The 22,538-nt window shown below is 63.5% G+C and carries 22 protein-coding genes; 14 read left to right on the top strand and 8 right to left on the bottom strand.

All coding sequences use genetic code 11. From position 1 onward, the window contains the following. Together ACFO5X_RS00185 and ACFO5X_RS00180 are read left to right on the top strand one after the other, a co-directional pair. Window positions 1-978 (top strand): branched-chain amino acid ABC transporter permease, encoded by a 978-nt coding sequence (locus ACFO5X_RS00185; protein WP_380714770.1) that lies wholly within the window; start codon window positions 1-3, stop codon window positions 976-978. Further along, the gene (locus ACFO5X_RS00180) at window positions 975-1,661 is read left to right on the top strand and encodes a GntR family transcriptional regulator (RefSeq protein ID WP_380714768.1); all 687 of its coding nucleotides are present in this window, start codon (window positions 975-977) and stop codon (window positions 1,659-1,661) included. The genes ACFO5X_RS00185 and ACFO5X_RS00180 overlap by 4 nt, the downstream gene beginning before the upstream one ends. Here ACFO5X_RS00180 and ACFO5X_RS00175 read toward each other — a convergent pair. The 5 genes from ACFO5X_RS00175 to ACFO5X_RS00155 all read right to left on the bottom strand — a co-directional run bounded on the left by ACFO5X_RS00175 (window position 1,658) and on the right by ACFO5X_RS00155 (window position 6,226). Continuing rightward, the gene (locus ACFO5X_RS00175; RefSeq protein WP_380714766.1) at window positions 1,658-2,092 is read right to left on the bottom strand and encodes a glyoxalase superfamily protein; all 435 of its coding nucleotides are present in this window, start codon (window positions 2,090-2,092) and stop codon (window positions 1,658-1,660) included. The two genes, ACFO5X_RS00180 and ACFO5X_RS00175, sit on opposite strands and share 4 nt — an antisense overlap. Beyond that, a complete protein-coding gene (locus tag ACFO5X_RS00170) occupies window positions 2,089-3,468 on the bottom strand; it encodes an MATE family efflux transporter (RefSeq protein ID WP_380714764.1) in 1,380 nt (459 codons plus the stop codon). Before ACFO5X_RS00170 ends, ACFO5X_RS00175 begins: the two co-directional genes overlap by 4 nt. A gap of 172 nt (window positions 3,469-3,640) precedes the next feature. After that, a complete protein-coding gene (locus tag ACFO5X_RS00165) occupies window positions 3,641-4,477 on the bottom strand; it encodes a dioxygenase family protein (RefSeq protein WP_380714762.1) in 837 nt (278 codons plus the stop codon). 13 nt (window positions 4,478-4,490) lie between these two features. Beyond that, entirely contained in the window at window positions 4,491-5,033 is a 543-nt protein-coding gene (locus ACFO5X_RS00160; protein WP_380714760.1) for a flavin reductase family protein, read from the bottom strand. Then, window positions 5,033-6,226, bottom strand: a complete 1,194-nt coding sequence (locus ACFO5X_RS00155) for an acyl-CoA dehydrogenase family protein (protein ID WP_380714758.1) — start codon at window positions 6,224-6,226, stop codon at window positions 5,033-5,035. Before ACFO5X_RS00155 ends, ACFO5X_RS00160 begins: the two co-directional genes overlap by 1 nt. A gap of 163 nt (window positions 6,227-6,389) precedes the next feature. On the opposite strand from ACFO5X_RS00155, the gene ACFO5X_RS00150 reads away from it, so the two are divergent. The 3 genes from ACFO5X_RS00150 (at window position 6,390) to ACFO5X_RS00140 (ending at window position 9,777) form a co-directional block, all read left to right on the top strand. Beyond that, window positions 6,390-7,025 carry a TetR/AcrR family transcriptional regulator gene (locus ACFO5X_RS00150; protein ID WP_380716351.1) on the top strand — a complete coding sequence of 212 codons (636 nt, stop codon included), beginning with the start codon at window positions 6,390-6,392 and terminating at the stop codon, window positions 7,023-7,025. 214 nt (window positions 7,026-7,239) lie between these two features. Next, the gene (gene katG, locus ACFO5X_RS00145; protein ID WP_380714756.1) at window positions 7,240-9,426 is read left to right on the top strand and encodes a catalase/peroxidase HPI; all 2,187 of its coding nucleotides are present in this window, start codon (window positions 7,240-7,242) and stop codon (window positions 9,424-9,426) included. 198 nt (window positions 9,427-9,624) lie between these two features. Next, window positions 9,625-9,777 carry a hypothetical protein gene (locus tag ACFO5X_RS00140; protein WP_380714755.1) on the top strand — a complete coding sequence of 51 codons (153 nt, stop codon included), beginning with the start codon at window positions 9,625-9,627 and terminating at the stop codon, window positions 9,775-9,777. 161 nt (window positions 9,778-9,938) lie between these two features. Here ACFO5X_RS00140 and ACFO5X_RS00135 read toward each other — a convergent pair whose 3' ends face one another. The 3 genes from ACFO5X_RS00135 to ACFO5X_RS00125 are packed head-to-tail and all read right to left on the bottom strand — an operon-like array spanning window position 9,939 to window position 12,051. Continuing rightward, complete coding sequence (locus ACFO5X_RS00135; RefSeq protein ID WP_380714753.1) at window positions 9,939-10,451, bottom strand: Lrp/AsnC family transcriptional regulator; 513 nt, start codon at window positions 10,449-10,451, stop codon at window positions 9,939-9,941. Then, window positions 10,448-11,308 carry a VOC family protein gene (locus ACFO5X_RS00130; protein ID WP_380714752.1) on the bottom strand — a complete coding sequence of 287 codons (861 nt, stop codon included), beginning with the start codon at window positions 11,306-11,308 and terminating at the stop codon, window positions 10,448-10,450. The genes ACFO5X_RS00135 and ACFO5X_RS00130 overlap by 4 nt, the downstream gene beginning before the upstream one ends. A gap of 32 nt (window positions 11,309-11,340) precedes the next feature. Further along, complete coding sequence (locus ACFO5X_RS00125; protein WP_380714750.1) at window positions 11,341-12,051, bottom strand: SDR family oxidoreductase; 711 nt, start codon at window positions 12,049-12,051, stop codon at window positions 11,341-11,343. 197 nt (window positions 12,052-12,248) lie between these two features. Here ACFO5X_RS00125 and ACFO5X_RS00120 point away from each other — a divergent pair, with 197 nt between their 5' ends. The 9 genes from ACFO5X_RS00120 to ACFO5X_RS00080 all read left to right on the top strand — a co-directional run. Continuing rightward, on the top strand, window positions 12,249-13,844 hold the full coding sequence (locus ACFO5X_RS00120) for an ABC transporter substrate-binding protein (RefSeq protein WP_380714748.1): 1,596 nt from the start codon (window positions 12,249-12,251) through the stop codon (window positions 13,842-13,844). A gap of 79 nt (window positions 13,845-13,923) precedes the next feature. Further along, the gene (locus tag ACFO5X_RS00115) at window positions 13,924-14,913 is read left to right on the top strand and encodes an ABC transporter permease (protein WP_380714747.1); all 990 of its coding nucleotides are present in this window, start codon (window positions 13,924-13,926) and stop codon (window positions 14,911-14,913) included. Beyond that, window positions 14,910-15,785 carry an ABC transporter permease gene (locus ACFO5X_RS00110; protein WP_380714745.1) on the top strand — a complete coding sequence of 292 codons (876 nt, stop codon included), beginning with the start codon at window positions 14,910-14,912 and terminating at the stop codon, window positions 15,783-15,785. The genes ACFO5X_RS00115 and ACFO5X_RS00110 overlap by 4 nt, the downstream gene beginning before the upstream one ends. Then, window positions 15,782-17,428, top strand: a complete 1,647-nt coding sequence (locus ACFO5X_RS00105) for an ABC transporter ATP-binding protein (protein ID WP_380714743.1) — start codon at window positions 15,782-15,784, stop codon at window positions 17,426-17,428. Before ACFO5X_RS00110 ends, ACFO5X_RS00105 begins: the two co-directional genes overlap by 4 nt. A gap of 10 nt (window positions 17,429-17,438) precedes the next feature. Further along, window positions 17,439-19,064: an aminotransferase class V-fold PLP-dependent enzyme gene (locus ACFO5X_RS00100; protein ID WP_380714741.1), complete on the top strand. Its 1,626-nt coding sequence runs from the start codon at window positions 17,439-17,441 to the stop codon at window positions 19,062-19,064. Beyond that, window positions 19,061-20,359, top strand: a complete 1,299-nt coding sequence (locus ACFO5X_RS00095; protein WP_380714740.1) for an NAD(P)/FAD-dependent oxidoreductase — start codon at window positions 19,061-19,063, stop codon at window positions 20,357-20,359. Before ACFO5X_RS00100 ends, ACFO5X_RS00095 begins: the two co-directional genes overlap by 4 nt. Next, window positions 20,359-20,862 carry an L-2-amino-thiazoline-4-carboxylic acid hydrolase gene (locus ACFO5X_RS00090; protein WP_380716350.1) on the top strand — a complete coding sequence of 168 codons (504 nt, stop codon included), beginning with the start codon at window positions 20,359-20,361 and terminating at the stop codon, window positions 20,860-20,862. Before ACFO5X_RS00095 ends, ACFO5X_RS00090 begins: the two co-directional genes overlap by 1 nt. Before the next feature lie 3 nt (window positions 20,863-20,865). Then, window positions 20,866-22,038, top strand: coding sequence for a M20 aminoacylase family protein (locus ACFO5X_RS00085; protein WP_380714739.1), 1,173 nt, complete (start codon window positions 20,866-20,868; stop codon window positions 22,036-22,038). Window positions 22,039-22,217: 179 nt separating this feature from the next. Continuing rightward, on the top strand, window positions 22,218-22,538 hold a 321-nt coding region (locus tag ACFO5X_RS00080), incomplete at its 3' end, for a transposase (RefSeq protein WP_380714738.1).

Here is a 22,538-nt window from a genome sequence, read left to right as displayed (position 1 = left end):
ATGAGTGCAGCAACCCGCGCCTCCATCGGCCTGATCTTGGTCGCAGCCATCCTCGCCTCGCTGCCGTTCTGGACCGGAGCGGCGAACCTGCGGCTGGTCGGCGAGATCCTGAGTTACATGGCGCTGGCCGTGCTGTGGAACCTGCTGGCGGGCTATGCCGGGCTGGTCTCGGTCGGGCAGCAGGCGTTCCTTGGCCTTGGCGGCTATACGCTTTTCATCTGCACGATCTGGTTCGGGATGCCGCCGCTGGCCGCCATCCCTTTGGCGGCGGTGGCGGCCTGCCTGGCCGGAATGATCTTTGCGCCGCTGCTGTTCCGGCTGGAAGGCGCCTATTTCGCCGTCGGCACCTGGGTGGCGGCCGAGACGGTGGCGCTGGTTTTCGCCGCCATCCCCTCGCTGGGCGCCGGGGCTGGGATGTCGCTGCCGGCGGCGGCGGTGAAGGGGATCGCGTCGTCGAAGACGATGCGGGAATGGCTGATCTACTGGGTGATGCTGGCCATCGCGCTGGGTGTGCTGGGCGGAACCTATGCGCTGATCCGGTCCAAGGCCGGGCTGGCTCTGATGGCGCTGCGCGACAATGCAACGGCGGCGGGTTCTGTGGGCGTGGACATCTGGTGGACGCGGTTCTGGACCTATATCGGCGTCGCCGCGGCGACGGGCGCCGTCGGATCCGTCATCTTCCTGCAAAAGCTGCGCATTTCGCCGGATGCCGGCTTCTCGCTCAACGACTGGACGGCTATTGTCATCTTTATCGTTGTGATCGGCGGAATCGGGCGTATTGAGGGCGCCATCGTCGGAACCCTTGTTTATTTCCTCTTGCGCGAGATGCTCATCGACTACGGCACTGTGTACCTGATCGTCCTCGGCCTCATCGGCATTCTGGTCATGATCTTCTCGCGCGGGGGCGTCTGGGGGCTGGTGGAGCGGCGCCTGGGGTGGTCCCTACTGCCGACGCGGCGGCTGCGGGAAGAGCCATGACCGAAGAGGCCATCCACAAAAGTCGCACCGAGCGCACCTGTGCGATTCTGCGCGATGCGATCATCCGGTCGGAATACCGGCCGGGGCAGAAACTGCGGATCGACAGCCTTGGCAAGACGCTGGATGCGAGTATCGGGGCTGTGCGCGAGGCATTGTCGCGGCTGACCGCCGAGGGGCTGGTGATTGCCGAACCGCAGAAGGGGTTTGTGGTCGCCCCGATCTCGCGACGGGATCTGATCGACCTGACCGAGGTGCGGATTGATGTGGAGTGCCGCTGTCTGACCGAGACCATCGCGAATGGTACGCTCGACTGGGAAGCCGATCTGCTGTCGGTTCAGCACAAGCTGCGTGCGCTTGGCGCGAAATACGAACCCGCCGGCACAGAGGTGGCACGCCAGTGGCATCTGGTCCATGCGGCCTTTCACGACCAGCTGACCAATGCCTGCGGCAACCTGTGGTGGCTGAAAATCCGCCAGCAGCTTTACGTGCAGTCAGAGCGCTATCGTCGGCTGTCCGGTCCGCTGGACCGGGTGGGCCGCGATATAGCCGCCGAACATGATGCGATTGCCGATGCAGCCCTGGCGCGCGACGCAGAGGCGGCCAGTGCGGCCATGCGCGAGCATCTCTCGCGCACGACGCGCATCATTCTTGAGAGCGCGATCCCCTTCACGGATGCTATTTAAGTCCGGCCACCGTCGCGTTCGACGATGAGCTGGGGAAAACCGTCCGATGTCCGTGCGGCAGAGCGTCCGTTCCGTCCTATGCTGCCGTTGATCCGCCTGCGCAGGTTCGAGAAGCTGGCGAATTGCACCGTATCGACCGGCTGGTCGAGCTGAATCGCAATCGCATAGCCGTCGCCCTTCTGCGACAGCGACACGATCCGTCCGGTAAAGGGCTGACCAAGGTAGCGCCCGCGCACCGCGCCGTTCAGATGGAGCGGAACGTGACCGGTTGCTTCCTTCATCAGTCGAGCGTTCAGGGTGTTCCAGTCGCGTGCGCCATTCTGGTGGGCAACCAGTTCGAGCGCTTCGGCATGGCTTACGGTGTGCCCGGAGGCAGCCAGCGCCCGGCGGAGCGTGCGGGCTTGGGCCTTGGCCTCCGCCGGCGTCCTCATGGTGCCGGCTCCGGCGCTAGCGTCCCGATCGCGCGGCGCCTTCTCAGGAGGATTGACCCGGCGAGGCCAGCGGTCAACGTGTCGGCCAGCGGAAAGGCGAACCAGATCACTCCTGGGCCGCCAAAAGCGCCGAGGGCGACGATTAGTGCGGGACCCATCAGGAAGGGTTTGATCAGTGTCAGCGCCGCCGCCTGCGCGGCAAGACCCACCGCCTGAAAATAAAGGGCCAGCACCAGAACCGGACCAGTGAAGAGGTAAAGCGCCACCATCGGTTTCAGAATAGCATGAACGGCAAGAACGATGCCCCGATTGTCGGTGAATCCGCGGGCAACCACCTCACCAGCGCCGAGCAACAGCGCCTCGATTCCGGTGCAGTAGACAAGTGACGTTGCGAGCGCCAGCCGAAGGGTGCGGTCGGACCGGTCGTGCCGCCCGGCGCCTGTATTGTTGCCGACAATGGCCTGAGTGGCGAGAGCGACGGCCATCAGCGGCAGGAAAGCAAAGCCTAGCAGACGGGTCACAATGGCGTAGGCCGCGACGGTCTGGGCAAAGTCTTCGTCTCCTGTCCAGCGCAGCACCGCGATCACCGTTGCCGCGACCAGCGCGATGCCGACGAAACCGAGGCTCAGCGGCGTCCCGAGGAGCAGGATCGCCCGCCAGCTGCCGCACCAGCAGTTATTCAACAGCGCGTGGAGCGGCAGGAACCCGTCGCCGGTCATTCGCAGTCTGACCAGCAGCGCCAGTCCGGCCGCCTGGACCAGCACGGTGCCCCAGGCCGATCCGGCGACGCCAAGCCCGAGCCGGACGATCAGGATATAATTCAATGCGAGGTTGGCCAGAGTGACGCAAATCGACAAAAATGCCATCAATCCGGCGCGGCCTTCGATGCGACAGACGTCGCTGTGCAGCCCAAGCAGAAACTGAACGGGTGCCGCACCGACGGTGATGGCCAGATAAGACCAGGTCATCCGGGCGACAGGTTCGTCGCCGGCAGCCAGCCCGCTGACGGTTGCCGGGCCGATCAGGAAAAAGACAACGATCAGACCCAGCGCCATGACCAGGGCCAGTCCTTGGGCGCCGGCAAAAACGCTCGCCGCCTTAGCGGCATCTGCCGCGCCGCGGTGCCGGGCAAGAAGACTGGACATCCCGCCGCTGACCAGAGCCGAAAGCGCGATGGTCAGCATCACCAGGGGGAATGCGATACCGACCGCAGCCAGGGCGTCCGGGCCGACGAAGTGACCCAGAAAGATCGAATCCACCACGTTCAGAAGGCCGCTCATGACCATGACCAGAGTCATCGGCAGCGCGTTGGCCAGGAAGAGCCGACCGATCGGTGCGGTCAGGAAACGGTTTTCGGGCGCGATATCGGACGACATCGTTCACTCCTCGTCTGAGGCATTTCGCAACCGATGGGCGCCCGCATTGCCCACCGTCGAAATGCTCCGAGGGTGAGTGTCCTGTCCAAAGCCGGGCTTCACCGTGACTTGCGTCCGCAGGCGGCAGGTGCCCGATACCTGGCCGCCTGTTAGTTGCGCAGGGTGCGCCCTGTCAAGCCGGGGCGAGGACAAAGTCGAAGGGGCAGCGCCATTGAGTCGGCCCGTTCGACGGCTCAAAGGGGGCGATCAGCGAGGCCTTCACCCCAAAGACGGTGTCGGAGTCGATATAGGGATCGTCGCCGACGAAGATATGCGTGACCAGCTTCTGAAAACCGGGTGCGCTGACCATGACGTGGGTATGGGCGGGGCGGAACGGATGGCGGCCCATGCCGCGCAGAACGTCACCCACAGGTCCGTCAACCGGGACCGGGTAGGAAACGGGCTTGATCCCGATGAAGTCATAGGCGCCGTCCGCACCGGTGGTGAAGATGCCGCGATTATTCCAGCGCGGCTGCACGTCGAGCTGCTGGACGTCGTAGAAGCCTTCGGCGTTGTCCGACCAGACGTCGATTTTGGCGCCGGCGACCGGGTTACCGTCGCAGTCGAGAACGCGTCCGACGAAGTGGCAGCTTTCGCCCTTGCCATCGAGGCTGATGTTGCTGCCCATCGGCAATTCCGGTGCGCCGGCAACGTGGAAGGGGCCTTGCACCGTGTTCTCGGTGGCGTTGGCGGGGCGGCGGCTGTTGACGGCGTCGACCAGCATCGACACGCCGAGCACATCGGAGAGCAGGATGTATTCCTGCCGGTCGCCCGAGCATTTTTGCCCAGTCGCGGTCAGGAAACCGATGGCGGTTTCCCACTCCTCGCGGGTCAGTGCCACATCCTTGACGAAGGCGTGGAGGTGCGTGACCAGCGACTCCATGATCTGGCGAAAGCGCGGATCGACGCCATCGGTCATCCGCGTGCAAAAGGCCTCGACCGAGTTCGCCTCGGTGAAATACTGTGTCATGATGCCTCCCCCCTTAGAGATAGTCGTCGGCGCCGTCGCCCAGCCCCGCGAAGACCTTGCGCATCTGGCGGAAGCGGCGGACTCCATACAAGAGCGTATCCTGCCCCCTGATGTGGCTTGTCGCAACAACATCTCCGAAGAGGACGGTATGCGTCGACTGATCGGATGTCTCGCCCAGGGTGCAATCGAAGACCGCCGCGGCGCCGGCAAGCACGGGCGCGCCGGTCTTGAGCGTGGTCCAGTCGCCGGTATCGAAGCGGTTTTCGCGCGTGCCGCCCATACCGGCGAAGATCATCGCCACCACGTCCTGGTGCTCGGCCAGAACGTTGACGCAGAAATGCCCGGCCGCGAGGATCTTGTCGTGGCTCGTCCCGGACTTATTGATGCAGACCAACAGCCGCGGCGGATCTGCCGAGACCGATGAAACGGCCGTCGCGGTCAGTCCGTAGCGCTGGCCGTCCAGCGTCGCGGTGATCACGCAGACCGAGGAGACGTGCTGCGCGATCGCATCGACGTAATCCCGCGCCGAGACCGGGGGGAGGCGGGCGTCAGCCATCAGATCAGCGGCGTTCCGGGGTCGACCCCCAGCAAAACGCGGCCGTAAATTTCGGCGCCAGCCTCGTAGAGCAGCAACCCGTGCATGTTTACCGCCTGAAGATTGCGGGCGTTGAGCTGGATCGGGCTTTTCAGAGAGAGGCCCGAGGCGCCGCCGATGGTGTAAAGCTTGACAATGGCGTCGCGGCACAATCGAGGCACCATGCAGATGTCCATGCGGATGCGGGCGCGGATTTCCAGCGGCATCTTCTGGTTGGCTCGGGCGTAGTGGTCGACGTCATCGGCGGCCTTGTAGAACATCAGTTCTGCGGCATGGATCATCGACGCCGCTTCACCCAGGGCGATCTGCACGGCCGACCATTCGTGGCTGATGTGCGAGGTATACATGACCATCTTGCCGGGCACGATGCGCCGAAATTCTTCCATGGCGTGTTTCGCCGCGCCAAGTGCCGAAGTGGCGATGAACATGCCGAGGGCAGGGGTCGCCTGGCAGCGGTGGACGGGCGGCGTGTCGGGATCGAGAAAGGCCTTGGTCTGGTTCTCGACCAGCGGCGGGAGCGAGATGAAGCGGTGCGCGGGCACGTTCACGTCCTTGACCCGCACCGAGTTCGAGCCGGTGCCCTGCAGGCCCGCGACATGCCAGTCGTCGAGCCGCTCGATATCCTCGATCGGCACGGCGAAGTCGCCTTCGTCGATGGTGTTGCCATCAGCGTCGAGCACCTGCGCGCCCAGCAGCATCCAGCCCGAGCCGGCGTTGCCCGATGCGAAGGGCCAGAAGCCGTTCAGCACATAGCTGCCGTCGGGTTGCCGCTGGGCCCTGCCGCGCGGACCGATGACGGCGGCAACGGCCTGGTCGGGCGTGGCATAGATTTCCTCCTGCGCTTTCGGGTCCATATGGGCGATGATGTAGTCGTGCGCGTGGTAGACCCCCAGAACCCAGGCTGTGGCCTGGCAGCCTTCGGCCAGCGTGGCGACCGCATCCACATGAGCGCGCATGGACAGCTCGGAACCGCCCCATTTTTTGGCGCGGAAGATGCCAAGCAGTCCGCTTTCGGCCAGAAGCTTCAGGTTCTCCTCGGGCACCTTTCGCTCGGCTTCGGTGCGCAACTCGTTGGCGCGCAGGGCCGGGATCAGGCTCTGCGCGACCGGCTTCACCTCGGCCTCGGTCAAACTCTTTCTAGTGTGAATGTTCATGCCATCCTCCCCGATTGACATTCTATAATGAACGTTATTCGGTTTTGAGCATCTGTCAATGAATGGATTTGGCGAGCTGCGCTGTGCGGCGAGGCATTGATCGCGGGAAGAAATATGCCATTGTCGGTTCGAACTCGAAGGAGGTTCGAAGTTGAGGAAATCCATGCCGGAAGGCGAGACAAAACCTGGTCGCGTCGCCCGGCGGCGGCAGCGCAATCACGAGGCGCTGATCGCGGCAGGACAGGCTGTGATGGCTGAAAAAGGCATCGACGCAGCCACCATGCTGGAAATCGCCGAACATGCCGATGTCGGGGCGGGAACGGTCTACAGCTATTTCAAGTCGAAGGATGAACTGGCCATCGCCGTGCTGGAACGGCTGATGCATGACCTTGCGGTGAAGATCGAAAAGGTGACCGACACCTTTGAAGATCCTGCTCAGGTCTATGCCTATGGGGTGCGTATTGTACTGGAAACGGCCACTCAGGACGTGCGCTGGAAGCAGCTGCTGAACCGAACCGAGGTCATTTCCGATGCGATGTTCCGCATGATGGGGCCCTTTGCCATCCGCGATCTGGAAAACGCGACCCGCGCGGGGCGGTTCAAGGTCGAGAATGCGCCGTTGACGCTGAAGATGGCGACCCACGCGATCATGGGTGTGGCGCTTTCCGTGACGACGGGCGCCTTGCCGGCTTCGGTCCTGCAGGAGGCTGTTGTCGGCCTTCTGTGCATGACCGGGATCGGCCGGGATGAGGCCATCGAACTTGCCGCGCGGCCCCGCCCGATGCTGCCTGAGGATTGAATCGCCAAGCAGGCAGGTATTGATAATCTCAGATTATGAACGTTATTGGAAAATGCAACTTAAACCAATGGCGATGTTTTGTTAGAGAGGGGTCACTGACGACGGGGGGAAGCGCCGCCAGCACCGGATGTGCGGGCGGGCGCGCGGCGCCAATGGCGTGATGTCCCCGTGTCTGCAACGTATTCAAGAGACGCAGCCAGGATCGGAGAAAGACATGGACGGAAGCGACACCCAAACCGCCGGCAAATGCCCGGTGATGCACACTCACAGTGTGCGTTCCAACCGCGACTGGTGGCCGAACCAGCTGAACCTGAAAATCCTGCACCAGAACGGCCCGGCCACCAGCCCGATGGACAAGGACTTTGTCTATGCCGAGGCCTTCAAGGCCCTGGACTTCGCGGCGGTCAAGCGGGATCTGATCGCGCTGATGACCGATAACCAGCCCTGGTGGCCGGCCGACTGGGGACATTATGGCCCCTTCATCATCCGCATGGCCTGGCATGCTGCGGGCACCTATCGCATCGGCGACGGCCGTGGCGGTGCGACCTCGGGGTCGCAGCGGTTCGCCCCGCTGAACTCCTGGCCGGACAACGCGAACCTCGACAAGGCCCGCCGGCTGCTGTGGCCGGTCAAGAAGAAATACGGCAATGCGATTTCCTGGGCCGACTTGATGATCCTTGCCGGCAATGCCGCGCTTGAATCCATGGGTTTCAAGACCTTCGGCTTCGGCGGCGGGCGCGAGGATATCCACGAGCCTATGGAAGACGTCTATTGGGGCTCGGAAGAGGAATGGCTGGCCACGTCGGACAAACCGAACAGCCGCTATTCTGAAGGCCGCGCGCTGGAGAACCCGCTGGCCGCCGTGCAGATGGGTCTGATCTATGTGAACCCGGAGGGCCCGGACGGCAACCCCGACCCGCAGCTGGCCGCCAACGACATCCGCGAGACCTTTGCCCGCATGGCGATGAACGACGAAGAGACCGTCGCGCTGATCGCTGGCGGACATACCTTCGGCAAGACCCACGGCAAGGGCAGCCCGACCGACATCTCGGCAGAGCCCGAGGGCATGGACGTGACCGAGCAGGGCTTTGGCTGGAAGCACAAGCACGGCCTGAACGGCGACGACACCTTCACCTCGGGGCTTGAGGTGATCTGGACGTCGAAGCCGACTCACTGGAGCCACGAGTTCTTCCATAACCTGTTCGAGTTCGACTACGAACTGACCAAGAGCCCGGCTGGCGCACACCAGTGGCGTCCGGTGAATCCCGAGGCGCAGGACACCGTCGAGGACCCGCATGTGCCCGGCAAGCGCCGCACGCCCAACATGCTGACCACCGACCTCGCGCTGAAGGTGGACCCGGCTTATGAGAAGATCTCGCGACGGTTCTATGAGAATCCGGAAGAATTCTCCAATGCCTTTGCTCGCGCGTGGTTCAAGCTCACGCACCGCGATATGGGGCCGAAGGTTCGGTATCTCGGGCCCGAGGTCCCGTCCGAAGACCTGATCTGGCAGGACCCGCTGCCCAAGGCAGATGCGCCGGCGCTGTCCGATGCGGACATCGCATCGCTGAAGGAGAAGATCCTGGCTTCGGGTCTGTCTGTTTCGGAGCTGGTCTATACCGGATGGTCCTCGGCCGCGACCTATCGCGGTTCGGACCGGCGCGGGGGCGCCAATGGCGCGCGCATTCGCCTTGCGCCGCAGAAGGACTGGGAGGTCAACCAGCCGGCGCAGCTGCAGAAGGTTCTGGGCGTGCTGGCGGGAATCCAGTCGGGCTTTGGCAAGCCCGTCTCGATGGCCGATCTCATCGTTCTGGGCGGTGTCGCGGCGATCGAAAAGGCAGCGAAAGAGGGCGGCCATGCGGTCGAGGTGCCTTTCTCGCAGGGCCGGGTCGACGCCACCGAGGCGCAGACCGACGTCGCGTCTTTCGAACCGCTGGAGCCCAGGGCCGACGCGTTCCGCAACTATGTCCATGCCGAGATCACCGTACCGACCGAGCAGATCATGGTCGACCGGGCGCAGCTGCTGGGGCTGACCGCGCCGGAAATGACCGTGCTGGTCGGCGGGATGCGAGCGCTGGGTGCCACTTATGGCGATGCGGCGCATGGCGTGTTCACCGATCGCAAGGGCGCACTCACGAACGACTTTTTCGTCAACCTGCTCGACATGGGCACCGCGTGGAAGCAGTCGGAAACCGACAAGCACGTGTTCGAAGGCCGGGATCGGAATACGGAGGCGCTGAAGTGGACGGCGAGCCGGGTCGATCTGGTATTCGGTTCGAATTCGCAGCTGCGCGGGTTGGCAGAGGTCTATGCCGCGGATGACGCTGGCGAAAAGTTCGTGCGCGATTTCGTAGCGGCCTGGACCAAAGTCATGAACGCAGACCGGTTCGATCTGGCCTGATCCAGAGGGTTTGCTGAAACAGCAACGGCGCGCCGGTCTCCGGCGCGCCGTTCGTCTTTTTGACAGGCGCCGGAGCGGGCATCCTCAACAGGATTCAGGCTGCGGGCGCTGAACGTAACAGGGCCCCGGCGCTGCGACCACGGCTGCGTCAGTCGCGCGGTGGCAGGCGATGGCCTTGGGACCGATAGGGCAGAGGCGATGCGCGGCTGGCTCGAAACCATGGCGCCGTACTGGCATGTCGTGCAGGCCGATTTTTGCCGCTGGCCAGCGGCTTTCCTGTTGGCAGAGGGGCCAAGATATCTGGCAGAGCCAATGCGAACCGACGACGAGGCGCAGGCGCATTTCGCCTGACGCTTCTGGCAGCCTGGCGGTCCGGTGTATCTTGGCCGCCTGCGCCGCGCATTGGCAGGGCCTCCGACCGAAAGAAACCATGTCGGCGTCCGGACCGGGCAATAGCAGCCTCGTCTGATCGCGAGCGGGTCCGGCGCGGGGCCGGCAGCGGTCGGTTTTGGTCAGAGATAATTGGTGGGAATCGCGGTGGTGAACTTGAGTTCCTCCATCGAGATCATCGAATTGACCTGGCTGAATTCCAGGCGCTGGATCATCGTCTTGTAGACGGCGTCATAGGACGCCATGTCGGGCACCACGACTTTCAGGATGTAATCTACCGTGCCGGTCAGCCGGTAGGCTTCGACCACTTCCGGCAGTTCGTCGATCAGCTCGCGGAAGCGGTTGAGCCAGGCGATCTCGTGCCGCGAGGTGCTGAGGCCGATGAACAGCGTCAGGGGGACATTGGCGCGGGTCTGGTCCACCAGAACCACGCGCTTCTTGATAAGGCCGGCTTCTTCCATCCGCTTGATGCGCCGCCAGCAGGGATTGGTGGACAGGCCGACCGCCTCGGAGATCGTCTGGATCGAAGTGTCGCTGTCCTGCTGGAGCATGTCTAGAATGCGCTGGTCGATCTCGTCGAAGGTGATGCTTTCGATCGGTTTCGATCCGGTCTTGCGGGCCCGCGGTTCGCTCATGCCGGGACGAACTCCACGATGACCCCGGCCGCCGATTGCGGTGCGACGGCAATGCCTTTGGAGGTCTCGACACAGGTTGCATTCGCGCCTTCCACGCAACGGCGCGCGGCATCAAGGTTGCTGACCTTGATCTGAAGCACGGTGAAACCACCCTGCGCGGTCGCCGCAAGATCGAGCCCGGGATAGGCGGAGGTCATGCGATCCGTTTCGGCAAGGATCAGCGGCGCAGAATTCGGGCCGGTGTGGATCGTGCTAAAGCCGTCATCGGTCGATACCGCACCCTCGGCCCAGAGACGGGCAAAGCTTGTTGCATCCGCTTCGGGCGCGTCCGAGATGGCAAGAATAGCGCTCAGCCCGCAGGCCGTGTTCGGATGGGTCAGAAGTTCGGGCAGCCAGACAGTATCGCGAGTCTTGTGCTGGCACATGAAGACCGTGCCCAGCGGTGTATCCGCCGGCGTGAAGGAGACGGTGGAAAAGGCTGCAACGCCTTCCGTTCCGTCCGGCAACGGTACCGGGCGCGAGAAGCTGCCAAGCCCCTGAGTCGGAATGCTGAGTTCGGCCAGGGCCTCGGCGGCGGCTTCTGCGTCTTCGATCCGGCAGGCAATGGCATGCAGACCCTGGCCCATCCGCGCCAGCGCCTCGCGCCGCTCGGCATTGCCCTCGGTAGGCGTCAGGATGCCAAGCAGTTCGAAATAGTCGTCGGGGAACATGATCGTGTAGTTCGCGGACCCCTTTGCCGCGGAATGAAGGCCGCGAGGGGACAGGGTGAAACCGAGTGCTTTGTATTGCGCGGCGGCTGCGTCGAGGTCATCGACAAGAGCGAAGCAGTGGTCGATGCCTTTTACGGGATGGGTCATGGAACGGTCCTCTGTCGGAAATTGCGGTTGGGTCAGCGGCGCACGGGCGCGAGCAGGATTTCGGGGACGGAAACCCCGGGCTGCATTTCCGCCACGAAAAGCGCGGCCTTCGCCATGTCTTCGGGCTGGATCATTGCCGGCATCTTGCTTGCGTCAAAGCCCGGACGCTGGGCGAGGAGGGGGGTTGCCACCTCGGCCGGACAAAGCGCGGTGGAGCGGATGCCATTCTTGCCTTCCTCGTCATTAAGGCTGAGAGAGATATCCGACAGCGCGTGTTTGGAGGCGCCATAGGCAACGCCGCTGACCGGGGAGTGGAACCGGCCGGCCCAGCTCGATGTGTGGATCATCACGCCATCCTTTTGCGCGCGCATGATCGGCAGGCAGGCGGCAATGACATTGAGCGCGCCGGTGATGTTGACGGCAAGAAGCCTGTCCCAGCTTTCCCAGTCGAGTTCGGCCCAGGTGCGCCGCGGGATGTTCATGCCGGCGTTGTTACACACCACGCCGAGGTCGCCGGACCATGCGGCAATCGCCTTCGCGGCCTCTCCCATGCCGTCGCGATCGGTCACATCGCCGGGGAGGATGAGGGCCGAGTCTGGATCGGCGAGAGAGGCGGCGACTTCTTCCAGCGTATCCTGGCGGCGTGCGGTCAGCGCGACTCGGTAACCGGCCACACTGAAGGTTTTTGCCATGGCCGCGCCGATTCCCGAGCCTGCTCCGGTGATCCATACAGTCTTAGGCATAAGATTTTTCCTGTTGAAAAGGGGTGTTGCGCTGATTGTAGCACCAACTTTTTGCGTTTGTGTAGATTTTTTTTCCAATCTTGTGGCGGAAGTTAGATTATATGTTGACGAGCCAACGCGGCTCCCGTCAGGTAATGTCATAATACGACCGAACAGGCCACCAGCGGCCGAACCACCTGACAGGAGACTCCGAAAAGATGACTGCGACACTGAAGAAGACCGGGTTGATGCTGGCCCTGGCCGGGGGGATGAGCTCTCTGGCTTTCGCCGCCATGGCTGCCGAAGAGGTGCAGAAGGGTGGCACCGCGATCATTCACATGAATTCCGAACAGCGCATTCTGAACCCTGCGCTGCGGGCCTCGACGGGCGTCTACAACATCACCGGCAAGATCATGGAGCCGCTGATCGACAAGTCGTACGACGGCTACGTGCCGGTTCTGGCGACGGAGTGGTCCGGCTCGGAAGACGGCAAGACCATCACGCTGAAGCTGCGCGAGGGGGTCAAGTGGCATGACGGGGAGGATTTCACCTGCGACGACGTGGCTTTCTCGGCCATCGAGCTGTGGAAGAAGCTGCTGAACTATTCGTCGTCGCTGCAGGCCAACCTCGAAAGCGTCGATTGCCCCGATCCGCACACGGCCGTGTTCAACTATTCCAAGCCGATGCCGCTCGACCTTTTTGTCGCCGCGATGCCCGACCTTGGGCACCCGGTGCCCAAGCACCTCTACGAAGGCACCGATATCCTGAAGAACGAATACAACACGGCCCCGGTCGGCACCGGTCCGTTCAAGTTCGTCGAGTATGAGCGCGGCCAGTATGTGATGGCCGAAAAGAACGAGAACTACTGGCGCGAGGGTTATCCCTATCTCGACCGGATCGTCTGGCGCTTCATGACGGACAAGTCGGCAGCCGCCGCTGCTCTGGAAGCGGGCGAGGTGCATGAATCCGGTTTCATCGGTGTGTCGATGGCGGACATCGAACGTCTGGGCAAGGATGACCGGTTTACCGTCGGCACCCAAGGCTATGAAAACAACGTTGCCCACTCGACCGTCGAGTTCAACCACCGCAACCCGATCCTCGCCGATCTGAAGGTGCGTCAGGCGATGTATCACGGTCTCGACATCGATTATGCGATCAAGACGATTATGCGCGGCTTCGCCAAACCAGGCCGGGGCCCGGTGCCAAGCGCCGGTGGCGAGAATTACACCGATCAGGTAACCACCTACGACTATGATCCGGAACTTGCCAAGAAGATGCTCGACGAGGCAGGCTACCCGGTCAAGGACGACGGCTTCCGCTTCCACCTGCGGCACCGCCCCGCGCCCTGGGGCGAATACACCCAGCTCTGGGCCGAGTATTACGCCCAGGCGATGAAGGAGATCGGCATCGACGTCGAACTGCTGACCAACGACGCGCCCGGCTTCCTGAACGGCGTCTATCGTGACCACGATTTCGACACCGCCAACGGCTGGCACCAGTTCCGGTCGGACCCGGCCGTGTCGACGACGGTCTGGCTGCGTTCCGGCCAGCCGGAAGGGTCGCCCTGGACCAACCAGTTCGGCTGGAAGGACGAGGAAATGGACAAGCTCATCGACGACGCTGCCTCCGAGCTGGACCCGGCCAAGCGCGCCGAGATGTATCACGAGATCCAGGCCCGCTCGATGGACGAGCTGCCGGTGATCTTCGCGATCGAGCATCCGTTCATCTCGGTGACGTCGAACAAGCTCCACAACCACCACAACACCCCGCGGTGGAACTCGTCCAGCTGGTATGACCTCTGGCTCGAACAGTGACCTGAGCTCTGGCGGGCGCGTTCCGGCGCGCCCGCCATTCATCTGAAGCTGCCCCCGGTCACCAAGGAACCCCTTTAAGATGACAGTGCCGATGCCCCCGATCCTGGCCTATGCGCTCCGACGATTTGCCCAAGCCATCCCCGTGATCATCCTGATCATGATCGGGACGTTCCTCCTGCTCAAACTGGCGCCCGGTGACACCATCGATGCGCTGGTGGGCGACATGGGCGGCGCCGATGCTGCCTTCATCGACCGTCTGCGCGCCGAATACGGGCTGGACCAACCCGTCTGGGTGCAGCTCTGGCGCTATATGGCCAAGCTGGCTTCCTTCGATTTCGGCTGGTCGTTTGTCTATGAACAACCCGTCTCGACAGTCCTGATGGAGCGTCTGGGCACAACGCTGCTGCTGATGGCCACCTCGCTCAGCATCGCCTTCACGGCCGGGATCGCGCTGGGCGCCATCGCAGCGCGGCGCGCCTATTCGCTGACCGACAACCTCATCTCGGTCTTGGGGCTGGTCTTCTACGCGACACCCTCATTCTTCCTGTCCCTCATGCTGATGCTGGTGTTTTCGGTCAAGCTCGGGTGGTTACCCGTTGGCGGGATCAAGACCATCGCCGCCTTCTACACCGGCTGGGATCATGTCTGGGACGTGGTGCGCCATCTGATCATGCCGACGGCCGCGCTCTCGCTGATCTATCTGGCCTTCTACCTGCGTCTGATGCGTGCCTCGGTGATGGAAGTGGCCGACCTCGACTATGTCCGCACGGCGCGCGCCAAGGGGGCGAAGGAAGGGCGGCTGATGATTCATCATATCATGCGCAACGCGCTCTTGCCGGTGGTGACGCTGCTCGGCCTGCAATTCTCCACCGTTCTGGGAGGATCGATCGTGGTCGAGACCATCTTCTCGCTGCCCGGCCTGGGTCAGCTGGCCTACAAATCGGTCGTGCAGCGTGACCTGAACACGCTCATGGGCATCATCTTCCTGTGCGCCATCATCGTGGTCATCGTCAATTTCCTGACCGACCTGCTTTATGCGCGCCTCGACAGCCGGATCGAACTCAAATGACCTTTGCAGATACCGAAATTCCGCCGCCCGAGCCGCCACGCTATGTGATGTTCTGGCGCCGCTACAAACGCAACCGCGCGGCGCTGCTGGGACTGTTCCTCTTCGCCATCGTGATCCTCATGGCCTTGTCGGCCGGCATCGTCGATCCGGGCGACCCGCTGCGGCGCGCCGGCGAGCCGCTGACACCCCCGTTCATGAACTGGGAGACGCCACTGGGCACCGACCAACTGGGCCGGGACGTTCTTTCTGGGGTCTTCTATGGTGCGCGGATCTCGCTGATGATCGGTGTGGTGGCCACGCTTGTCGCCATCGTGATCGGTGTGGTGATCGGCGCGTTGGCCGGCTATTTTGGCGGCTGGGTCGATGACGTGCTGATGCGCATCACCGAGGCCTTCCAGACCATTCCCAACTTTGTCCTGCTGCTGGCGCTGGTCGCCATCATGGGATCGAAGATCGAATGGATCACGCTGGCCATCGGCATCGTCAGCTGGACCGCACCGGCGCGTATGGTGCGGGCCGAGTTCATGTCGCTGAGGGGCCGTGAATTCGTGGATGCCGCGCGCAACCTCGGCGTGTCCAATACCTCGATAATCTTCCGGGAAATCCTCCCCAACGCGCTGCCGCCCATTGTGGTTTACGCCTCTGTCATAATGGCGCTGTCGATCCTGATGGAAAGCGCACTGGCCTTCCTGGCGCTGGGCGATCCGAACTATGCGAGCTGGGGTAACATGATCGGGCAGGGCCGAGCCGTGCTGCGCACCGCGCCCTATTGCTCTGTGATCCCCGGCATCGCGATCATCCTGACCGTCCTGTCCTTTTCGCTTCTCGGCGAGGGGCTGAATGACGCGCTCAATCCGAGACAGAAGAAATGACCGATAAAAAACGTCCCGTTCTCGACCTGCGCGATCTGGAGATCTCCCTTCCCAAGGGTGCCGACCGTCCTTTCGCGCTCAAGGGCCTTAACCTCGTGATCGAACCAGGCGAGATCGTCTGCCTGGTCGGGGAGAGCGGCTCCGGCAAGTCGCTATGCGCCGGTGCGATCATGGGTCTTTTGCCCGAGCCACATGTGCGCGTCACCGGCGGAACGATCCGCTTTCTGGGTGAGGAACTGATCGGCAAGAGCGACGCCGAGATGCGCAAGCGGCGCGGTGCCGATATTTCGATGATTTTTCAGGAGCCGATGACCGCGCTGAACCCGCAGAAGACGGTGGGCTGGCAGATCGACGAGATGCTGTTGCTTCATACCCGGATGAACAAGGGCGAGCGCAAGGCGCGGGCGCTGGAAATGCTGGAGCGGGTGCATATTCCCGACCCGGAGTCGGCCTACAACGCCTATCCGCACCAGATTTCGGGCGGCCAGCGGCAGCGCGTTATGATCGCGATGGCGCTGGTTCTGTCGCCCAAGCTGATCATTGCGGACGAACCGACAACGGCGCTGGACGTGACCACGCAGCTGCAGATCCTCAAACTGATCCGCGAGCTTCAGGAAGATGAGGGCGCCGGCGTCTTGTTCATTACCCACGACTTCGGTGTGGTGGCGGAAATCGCCGACAAGGTTGCGGTGCTGTGCCGGGGAGAACTGGTCGAAAGCGGCACCACGGACGAAGTGCTCAATCATCCCCAGCATCCCTATACCCGCGCCCTGATCGGGGCAGTTCCCTCGCTCACCCCGCCGCCGGTGAAGGCTGCATCGCAGGCGCCGGTCGTGTTGCGCGGGACGGGGTTAAAAAAGACCTTCGCCGCGCGGGGCGGGCTGTTGTCGGGCAAGCGCAAGGCTGTGGTCGCGGTCAAGAACCTGACCTTCGAACTGCGGCAGGGCGAAACGCTGGGCGTCGTCGGCGAAAGCGGGTCGGGCAAGACCACGGTGTCGCGCATCGTGACGCGGCTGCTGGAATGCGACGAGGGCTCGGTCGAACTGGATGGCAAGGACCTTCTGGCCGCCACGCCCAGGGAACTTCGTGCCTTGCGCAAGGACATCCAGATCGTCTTTCAGGATCCCATGGCCTCGCTCAACCCGCGCAAGCGGGTGGTCGATCTGATTGCTCAGGGACCCATCGTGCACGGCGCCGATCCGGCCAGCGCACGGGAGGCGGCCAAGCGGTTGCTGGAACTGGTGGAACTGTCGCCAGCCGCGGCCAATCGTTTTCCGCACGAATTCTCGGGCGGTCAGCGTCAGCGCATCGGCATCGCGCGGGCGCTCGCGCTGGAACCCAAGGTGATCGTGGCCGACGAACCGGTTTCGGCTCTGGACGTGTCGGTTCAGGCGCAGGTTCTGAAGCTGCTCGCCGATCTGCGCGAACGGCTGAACCTGTCGTTGCTGTTCGTCACCCATGACCTGCGTGTCGCGGCGCAGCTCTGCGACCGGATCATCGTCATGCAGAAGGGCGAAATCGTGGAAAGCGGACCGACGGCAGAGGTCTTCGCGAACCCCAAGCACCCCTACACGCAGAACCTGCTTTCCTCCATTCCCGGCCGCGACTGGACGCCTCCGTCGCTGCAAACCGACGTTGCCTAAGGACCAGAAAATGTCACTCAAATTCAAAGATATCCGCAGCGCCCTGATTGGCGAGGGCACGGCCATGCCCGGCCCCTTCGGGCCGCGCGCGCTGATCTATGCCGATTACGTCGCCTCGGGGCGGGCACTCGGCTTTATCGAAGACGCTATTCGCACCCATGTCCTCCCCTACTACGGCAACACCCATACGGAGACATCTTTCGTGGGACGTCGCACCACGCAGCTGCGCGAAATGGCGCGCGAGGCGGTCCGCGCGGCGGTGGATGCCGACAAGGATCATGCGGTCATCTTCACCGGGTCGGGCGCGACGGGGGCCGTGGACAAGATGGTGCGCGCCTTTGCCATGAAGGGCCTGTCCGAAGGGGTGGTCTTTGTCGGCCCTTACGAGCATCACTCGAATGACCTGCCCTGGCGCGAGTGCGGCGCGACCGTCATACGCATCCCGCTCAACGCCGCCGGCACGATCTGCCTTGACGCGCTGGAACGTGCATTGGCTGCCCACCCCGATGCGCCGCTCAAGATCGGGGCCTTTTCGGCGGCCTCGAACGTCACTGGCGTGAGAACCGATCTGCGCGCCGTGGCCCGACTGTTGCATGCGCATGGAGCCTTCTGCGTTGCCGATTTCGCCGCTGCCGCGCCCTATATGGCGGTGCGACTGGCGGAAACCAGCCCCGGGGCGGGCGACCGGATCGACGTGGCGGTTCTCTCGCCCCACAAGTTTCCCGGCGGGCCGGGGGCCTCGGGTCTGCTGATCGCGGACCGCAGCCTGTTCGACACCGTGCGCCCCACCCTGACGGGGGGCGGCACGGTCAGCTATGTGACGGCCGAGGGCCACAGCTATATCTCCGACCCTGAGCACCGCGAAGAGGGGGGCACCCCGGCCATCGTCGACAACATCCGCGCCGGCATGGTCATGCAGCTGAAACGCGATCTTGACGAGGATCGCATCGAGACCCGCGAAACCGTGCTCACGCGGCGGATGGAAGAAGCGTTGCGCGCCATTCCGGGGATGGAACTTCTGGGGCCCAGCAATGTGCCGCGTCTCGGCATCTTCTCGTTCAACCTGCGCGTCAAGGGCAAGCTTTTGCACCACAATTTTGTTGTCGCCCTTCTTAACGACCTGTTCGGCATTCAGGCCCGCGGCGGCTGTTCCTGCGCGGGCCCCTACGGGCACGCGCTTCTCGATATTGACCCGCAGACCAGCACACGCCACGAGGCGGCGGTGCAGGGCGGCCATTCGATTTTCCGGCCGGGATGGGCGCGGTTCGGGGTGAACTGGTTCTTCGATGACGAAGACGTCGACAAGATCGCCAGTGCAATCCGGTTCATCTCGGAACACGGTCTCGACATGCTGGCCTATTACCGCCTCGATGCCGCCGAAGGCATCTGGCGGGCGGTGAACTTGTTCCACGATTCCTGTCCCGACGCGCTGTCCGCACTCTGGGCGCAGGATGGGGGCGCAGGCGCCGAGCTTCCGGACTTCGCCGCCTGCCTGAGCGAGGCGCGGCGGTTGGCCGCCGCCGCCGGGATGCAGGATGCCACGGTCGGTCCCGAACTGTCGGCCGAGGAAGAGGCCCTGCGCTGGTTCTGGCTGCCGCACGAAACGGCCGCCGCGCGCGAAGGAGCCATGGGATGACCGTCACCTTCCCGGAGTCGCTCTGGGCCGCCACGGCCCCGGCGCGCACGCCGAAGCCAGCGCTGTCGGGCGTGGCGGAAACCGACGTCGCGGTAATCGGAGCGGGTTTCACCGGCCTGTCCGCGGCCATCGAGGCTCGCCGGCGAGGCCGGGCGGTAACCGTGCTGGAGGGCAAAGCCGCCGGGTGGGGCGCCTCGGGACGGAACAACGGTCAGGTCATCCCGATCCTGACCTCGGCCGAACCGGATGTCTGGGTATCGCGCTATGGCGATGCAGGGCGCCGCATGGTCCGCCTGATCGGCAATTCGGCCGATGTGCTGTTCGATCTGGTGCGCGAGTTCGACATGCAAGCCGAGGCGGAACAGACCGGCTGGTTTCAACCGGCCCACACGCCCGGTCGGGTGAAGCTGTCGCAGAAGCGGGTCGAGGCCTGGCAGCGCCATGGCTTTCCGGCCGAGCTCAAGGATGCCCGGGAATGCGCCGAACTTCTGGGAACCGACTTCTGGTATGGCGGTATGTTCAACCCGACCGGCGGGCACATAAACCCGCTGGCCCTGGCACGTGAGATGGCGCGGGTGGCCGAACATCTGGGCGCGGTGATCCACGAGGAAAGCCCCGTCACCTCTTATGAACGGGCCGGCAGCGAATGGGTCATCCAGACCGCGGGCGGCACACTCAAGGCCCGCGCCCTGATCCTGGCGACCAACGCCTATACCGGCGAACTGATGCCGCGCCTGGCACCACGCATCGCGCATTCGGTGGTCCCGGTGCTGAGCTGGCAGATGGCGACCGAACCGGTGGGGGACAACCTGCGGCGCACCATCCTGCCGGGCCGTCAGGCGGTGTCGGACACACGCGGCGACCTGCGCTTCTTCCGGTATGATGCGCGAAACCGGCTGATCACGGGCGGCGCGGTCATGGGCTCCTACGACATCGTGAACCGGGTACGCAGGAAGGCAGCCAACAGTCTGGCGCAGGCGTTCCCCGAGTTGGGCGTGCCGGAAATGACGTATGTCTGGTCCGGCTATGTCGGCATGAACTGGGACCGCTTTCCCCGCATCCACAGGCTTGGCCCGGACGCCTGGGCCTGGGTCGGCTGCAACGGGCGCGGTGTAGCGCTGGGCACCTCGCTCGGGCGCGAACTGGCACGGGCTGCCACGGGACAGCCGGTCGAGGAACTGGCGCTGCCGGTGACGGAGCCATCGCCCTTCCCGATGCACGCCATCGTGCGCCGCGTGGCACCGACCTATCTGGCCTGGCTGAAACGGCAGGATCAAAAGGAAATCAATCTGTGATGGAGACCGAAATGGCCGAGGCCAAGATGGAACTGAACGACATTCCAATCCTCCTTCGACGCAGGATCGAAGCGATGATCCTCAAGCATGTTCTGGATGTCATCACGGAACGGTCGGGCCGCGAGGAGGCCGAGGCGGTGATCGGCGCGGCCTGCTCGAAATCTGCCATCGAGCAGGGAAAGATGCTGGCTGACGATCTTGGCCACGCGCCCGATCTGAGAGACTTTGCCGCGATACAGCCGGCCTGGACTCGCGAGGATGCATTGCGGATCGAACCCTTGGAGATGACCGAGCACAAGATGGACTTCAACGTTGTGAAGTGCCGATATGCCGAGATGTATAAAGACATGGGTCTGGGCGATATCGGCCACCTTTTGTCCTGCAATCGCGACGGCGACTTCTGTATCGGTTACAACCCCGAGATCGAATTGACCCGGACCCAGACGATCATGAAAGGCGCAAGCCACTGCGATTTCCGTTACCGCATGAAGAAGGAGGCCTGAGCATTGGCCGTCGAGAACTGGGTCGCGAAACAGGTCGAAGATCTGACGGCATTCCGTCGCGATCTGCACATGAATCCCGAATTGCTCTATGATGTGGAACGCACCGCGCAGAAGGTGGCCGAGGCGTTGCGCGCCGCCGGTGTCGACGAAGTTCACGAGGGCATCGGGAGGACCGGTGTGGTCGGGGTCATCCGCGGGCAAAGCGATACCTCGGGCCGCATGATCGGTTTGCGCGCCGACATGGACGCGCTGCCCATCGTGGAGGAAACCGGCAAGCCTTACGCCTCGCAGGTTCCGGGCAAGATGCACGCCTGCGGCCATGACGGCCACACAACGATGCTGCTGGGCGCGGCGCGTCATCTGGCCGAAAGCCGGGCGTTTGACGGAACAGTCATCGTGATCTTCCAGCCAGCCGAAGAGGGCGGCGCCGGCGCGCGTGCGATGATCGAGGACGGCCTGTTCAAGCGCTGGCCGTGCAACGAGGTTTACGGGATGCACAACCGCCCGAACCTTCCCGTCGGGCAGTTCACGATCAACTCGGGGCCGATAATGGGCTCGGTGGACGAGGTGAAGATTACCATCACCGGTCGTGGCGGCCATGCGGCCAGGCCCGACCAGACCATCGATCCGCTGCCGGTTGCCGGCGCGCTGCTTCAGGCGGTGCAGACGCTCACCTCGCGCAACATGGATCCGATCGACAGTGCGGTTGTATCGCTCTGCACGATTCAGGCGGGCAATGCCTTCAATGTCATCCCGCAGGACGTGACGATGACGGGGACCGTGCGCACGTTGCGCGAAGAGGTGCGCGACATGATCGAAGAGCGCCTGGGCCTCATGGTCGCCAATATCGCCGCGGCCTTCGGTGGGGTCGGAACGCTCGACTACATCCGGCACTATCCGGTGACGGTGAACCACGAGCAGGAAACCGACCTGGCCGCAAAGGCGGCGCAGGAGGTGGCCGGCGTCGAAAACGTGCTGCTTGACATGCCACAGACCTTGGGGGGCGAGGATTTCTCCTTCATGCTCAACGAAGTGCCCGGGGCGATGATCAATGTCGGCAACGGCCCCTCGGCGGGGCTGCATCATCCGAAATACGACTTCAATGACGACGTGATCGCCTGGGGCAGTTCCTTTTGGACCACGCTCGTGCGGCAACGCCTTCCGGCGGGAAAGTAGTCCGGGCAGGCCAACGCCCCTGGGACATGGTCAAGGTTCTGACCGAACCAGGTTTGGCACTGACTTGGCCGGCGGGATACGTTCCGTCGGCCTTTTCGCATGCTAGGGTCAGGACCCATTAATTGGCTTGAGGCCGTCCTTCCTGCGTGATTCAAGCTCCCGAACTTACGGGGGTGATGATGAGCAACCTTTTCTGGCTGACGGACGAGCAGATGGAGCGGTTGAAGCCGTTCTTCCCCAAGAGCCATGGCAAGCCGCGGGTCGATGATCGGCGCGTGCTGAGCGGCATAATCTTCATCAATCGCAACGGGTTGAGATGGTGTGACGCGTCGCGGGAGTATGGCCCACTCAAGACCCTCTACAACCGGTGGAAGCGGTGGGGGGACATGGGTGTCTTCGCCCGGATGATGGAGGGGCTGGCCTCCGAGGGCGGCGAGGAGAAGGTCGTCATGATCGACGCGACCTACCTGAAAGCGCATCGCACGGCTTCGAGCCTGCGG

It is taken from the genome of Seohaeicola nanhaiensis, assembly GCF_042654245.1.
Taxonomy (GTDB): Bacteria; Pseudomonadota; Alphaproteobacteria; order Rhodobacterales; family Rhodobacteraceae; genus Seohaeicola_A; species Seohaeicola_A nanhaiensis.
Note: the sequence above shows the minus strand (reverse complement) of the source record. Positions and strands in the feature narration are given on the sequence as shown.

Bases quoted from the DNA above. Each gene is read 5' to 3' on its own strand.
- ACFO5X_RS00185 (WP_380714770.1), top strand. From the start codon at position 1: ATGAGTGCAGCAACCCGCGCCTCCATCGGCCTGATCTTGGTCGCAGCC.
- ACFO5X_RS00180 (WP_380714768.1), top strand. From the start codon at position 975: ATGACCGAAGAGGCCATCCACAAAAGTCGCACCGAGCGCACCTGTGCG.
- ACFO5X_RS00175 (WP_380714766.1), bottom strand. From the start codon at position 2,092: ATGAGGACGCCGGCGGAGGCCAAGGCCCAAGCCCGCACGCTCCGCCGG.
- ACFO5X_RS00170 (WP_380714764.1), bottom strand. From the start codon at position 3,468: ATGTCGTCCGATATCGCGCCCGAAAACCGTTTCCTGACCGCACCGATC.
- ACFO5X_RS00165 (WP_380714762.1), bottom strand. From the start codon at position 4,477: ATGACACAGTATTTCACCGAGGCGAACTCGGTCGAGGCCTTTTGCACG.
- ACFO5X_RS00160 (WP_380714760.1), bottom strand. From the start codon at position 5,033: ATGGCTGACGCCCGCCTCCCCCCGGTCTCGGCGCGGGATTACGTCGAT.
- ACFO5X_RS00155 (WP_380714758.1), bottom strand. From the start codon at position 6,226: ATGAACATTCACACTAGAAAGAGTTTGACCGAGGCCGAGGTGAAGCCG.
- ACFO5X_RS00150 (WP_380716351.1), top strand. From the start codon at position 6,390: ATGCCGGAAGGCGAGACAAAACCTGGTCGCGTCGCCCGGCGGCGGCAG.
- katG (WP_380714756.1), top strand. From the start codon at position 7,240: ATGGACGGAAGCGACACCCAAACCGCCGGCAAATGCCCGGTGATGCAC.
- ACFO5X_RS00140 (WP_380714755.1), top strand. From the start codon at position 9,625: ATGCGCGGCTGGCTCGAAACCATGGCGCCGTACTGGCATGTCGTGCAG.
- ACFO5X_RS00135 (WP_380714753.1), bottom strand. From the start codon at position 10,451: ATGAGCGAACCGCGGGCCCGCAAGACCGGATCGAAACCGATCGAAAGC.
- ACFO5X_RS00130 (WP_380714752.1), bottom strand. From the start codon at position 11,308: ATGACCCATCCCGTAAAAGGCATCGACCACTGCTTCGCTCTTGTCGAT.
- ACFO5X_RS00125 (WP_380714750.1), bottom strand. From the start codon at position 12,051: ATGCCTAAGACTGTATGGATCACCGGAGCAGGCTCGGGAATCGGCGCG.
- ACFO5X_RS00120 (WP_380714748.1), top strand. From the start codon at position 12,249: ATGACTGCGACACTGAAGAAGACCGGGTTGATGCTGGCCCTGGCCGGG.
- ACFO5X_RS00115 (WP_380714747.1), top strand. From the start codon at position 13,924: ATGACAGTGCCGATGCCCCCGATCCTGGCCTATGCGCTCCGACGATTT.
- ACFO5X_RS00110 (WP_380714745.1), top strand. From the start codon at position 14,910: ATGACCTTTGCAGATACCGAAATTCCGCCGCCCGAGCCGCCACGCTAT.
- ACFO5X_RS00105 (WP_380714743.1), top strand. From the start codon at position 15,782: ATGACCGATAAAAAACGTCCCGTTCTCGACCTGCGCGATCTGGAGATC.
- ACFO5X_RS00100 (WP_380714741.1), top strand. From the start codon at position 17,439: ATGTCACTCAAATTCAAAGATATCCGCAGCGCCCTGATTGGCGAGGGC.
- ACFO5X_RS00095 (WP_380714740.1), top strand. From the start codon at position 19,061: ATGACCGTCACCTTCCCGGAGTCGCTCTGGGCCGCCACGGCCCCGGCG.
- ACFO5X_RS00090 (WP_380716350.1), top strand. From the start codon at position 20,359: ATGGAGACCGAAATGGCCGAGGCCAAGATGGAACTGAACGACATTCCA.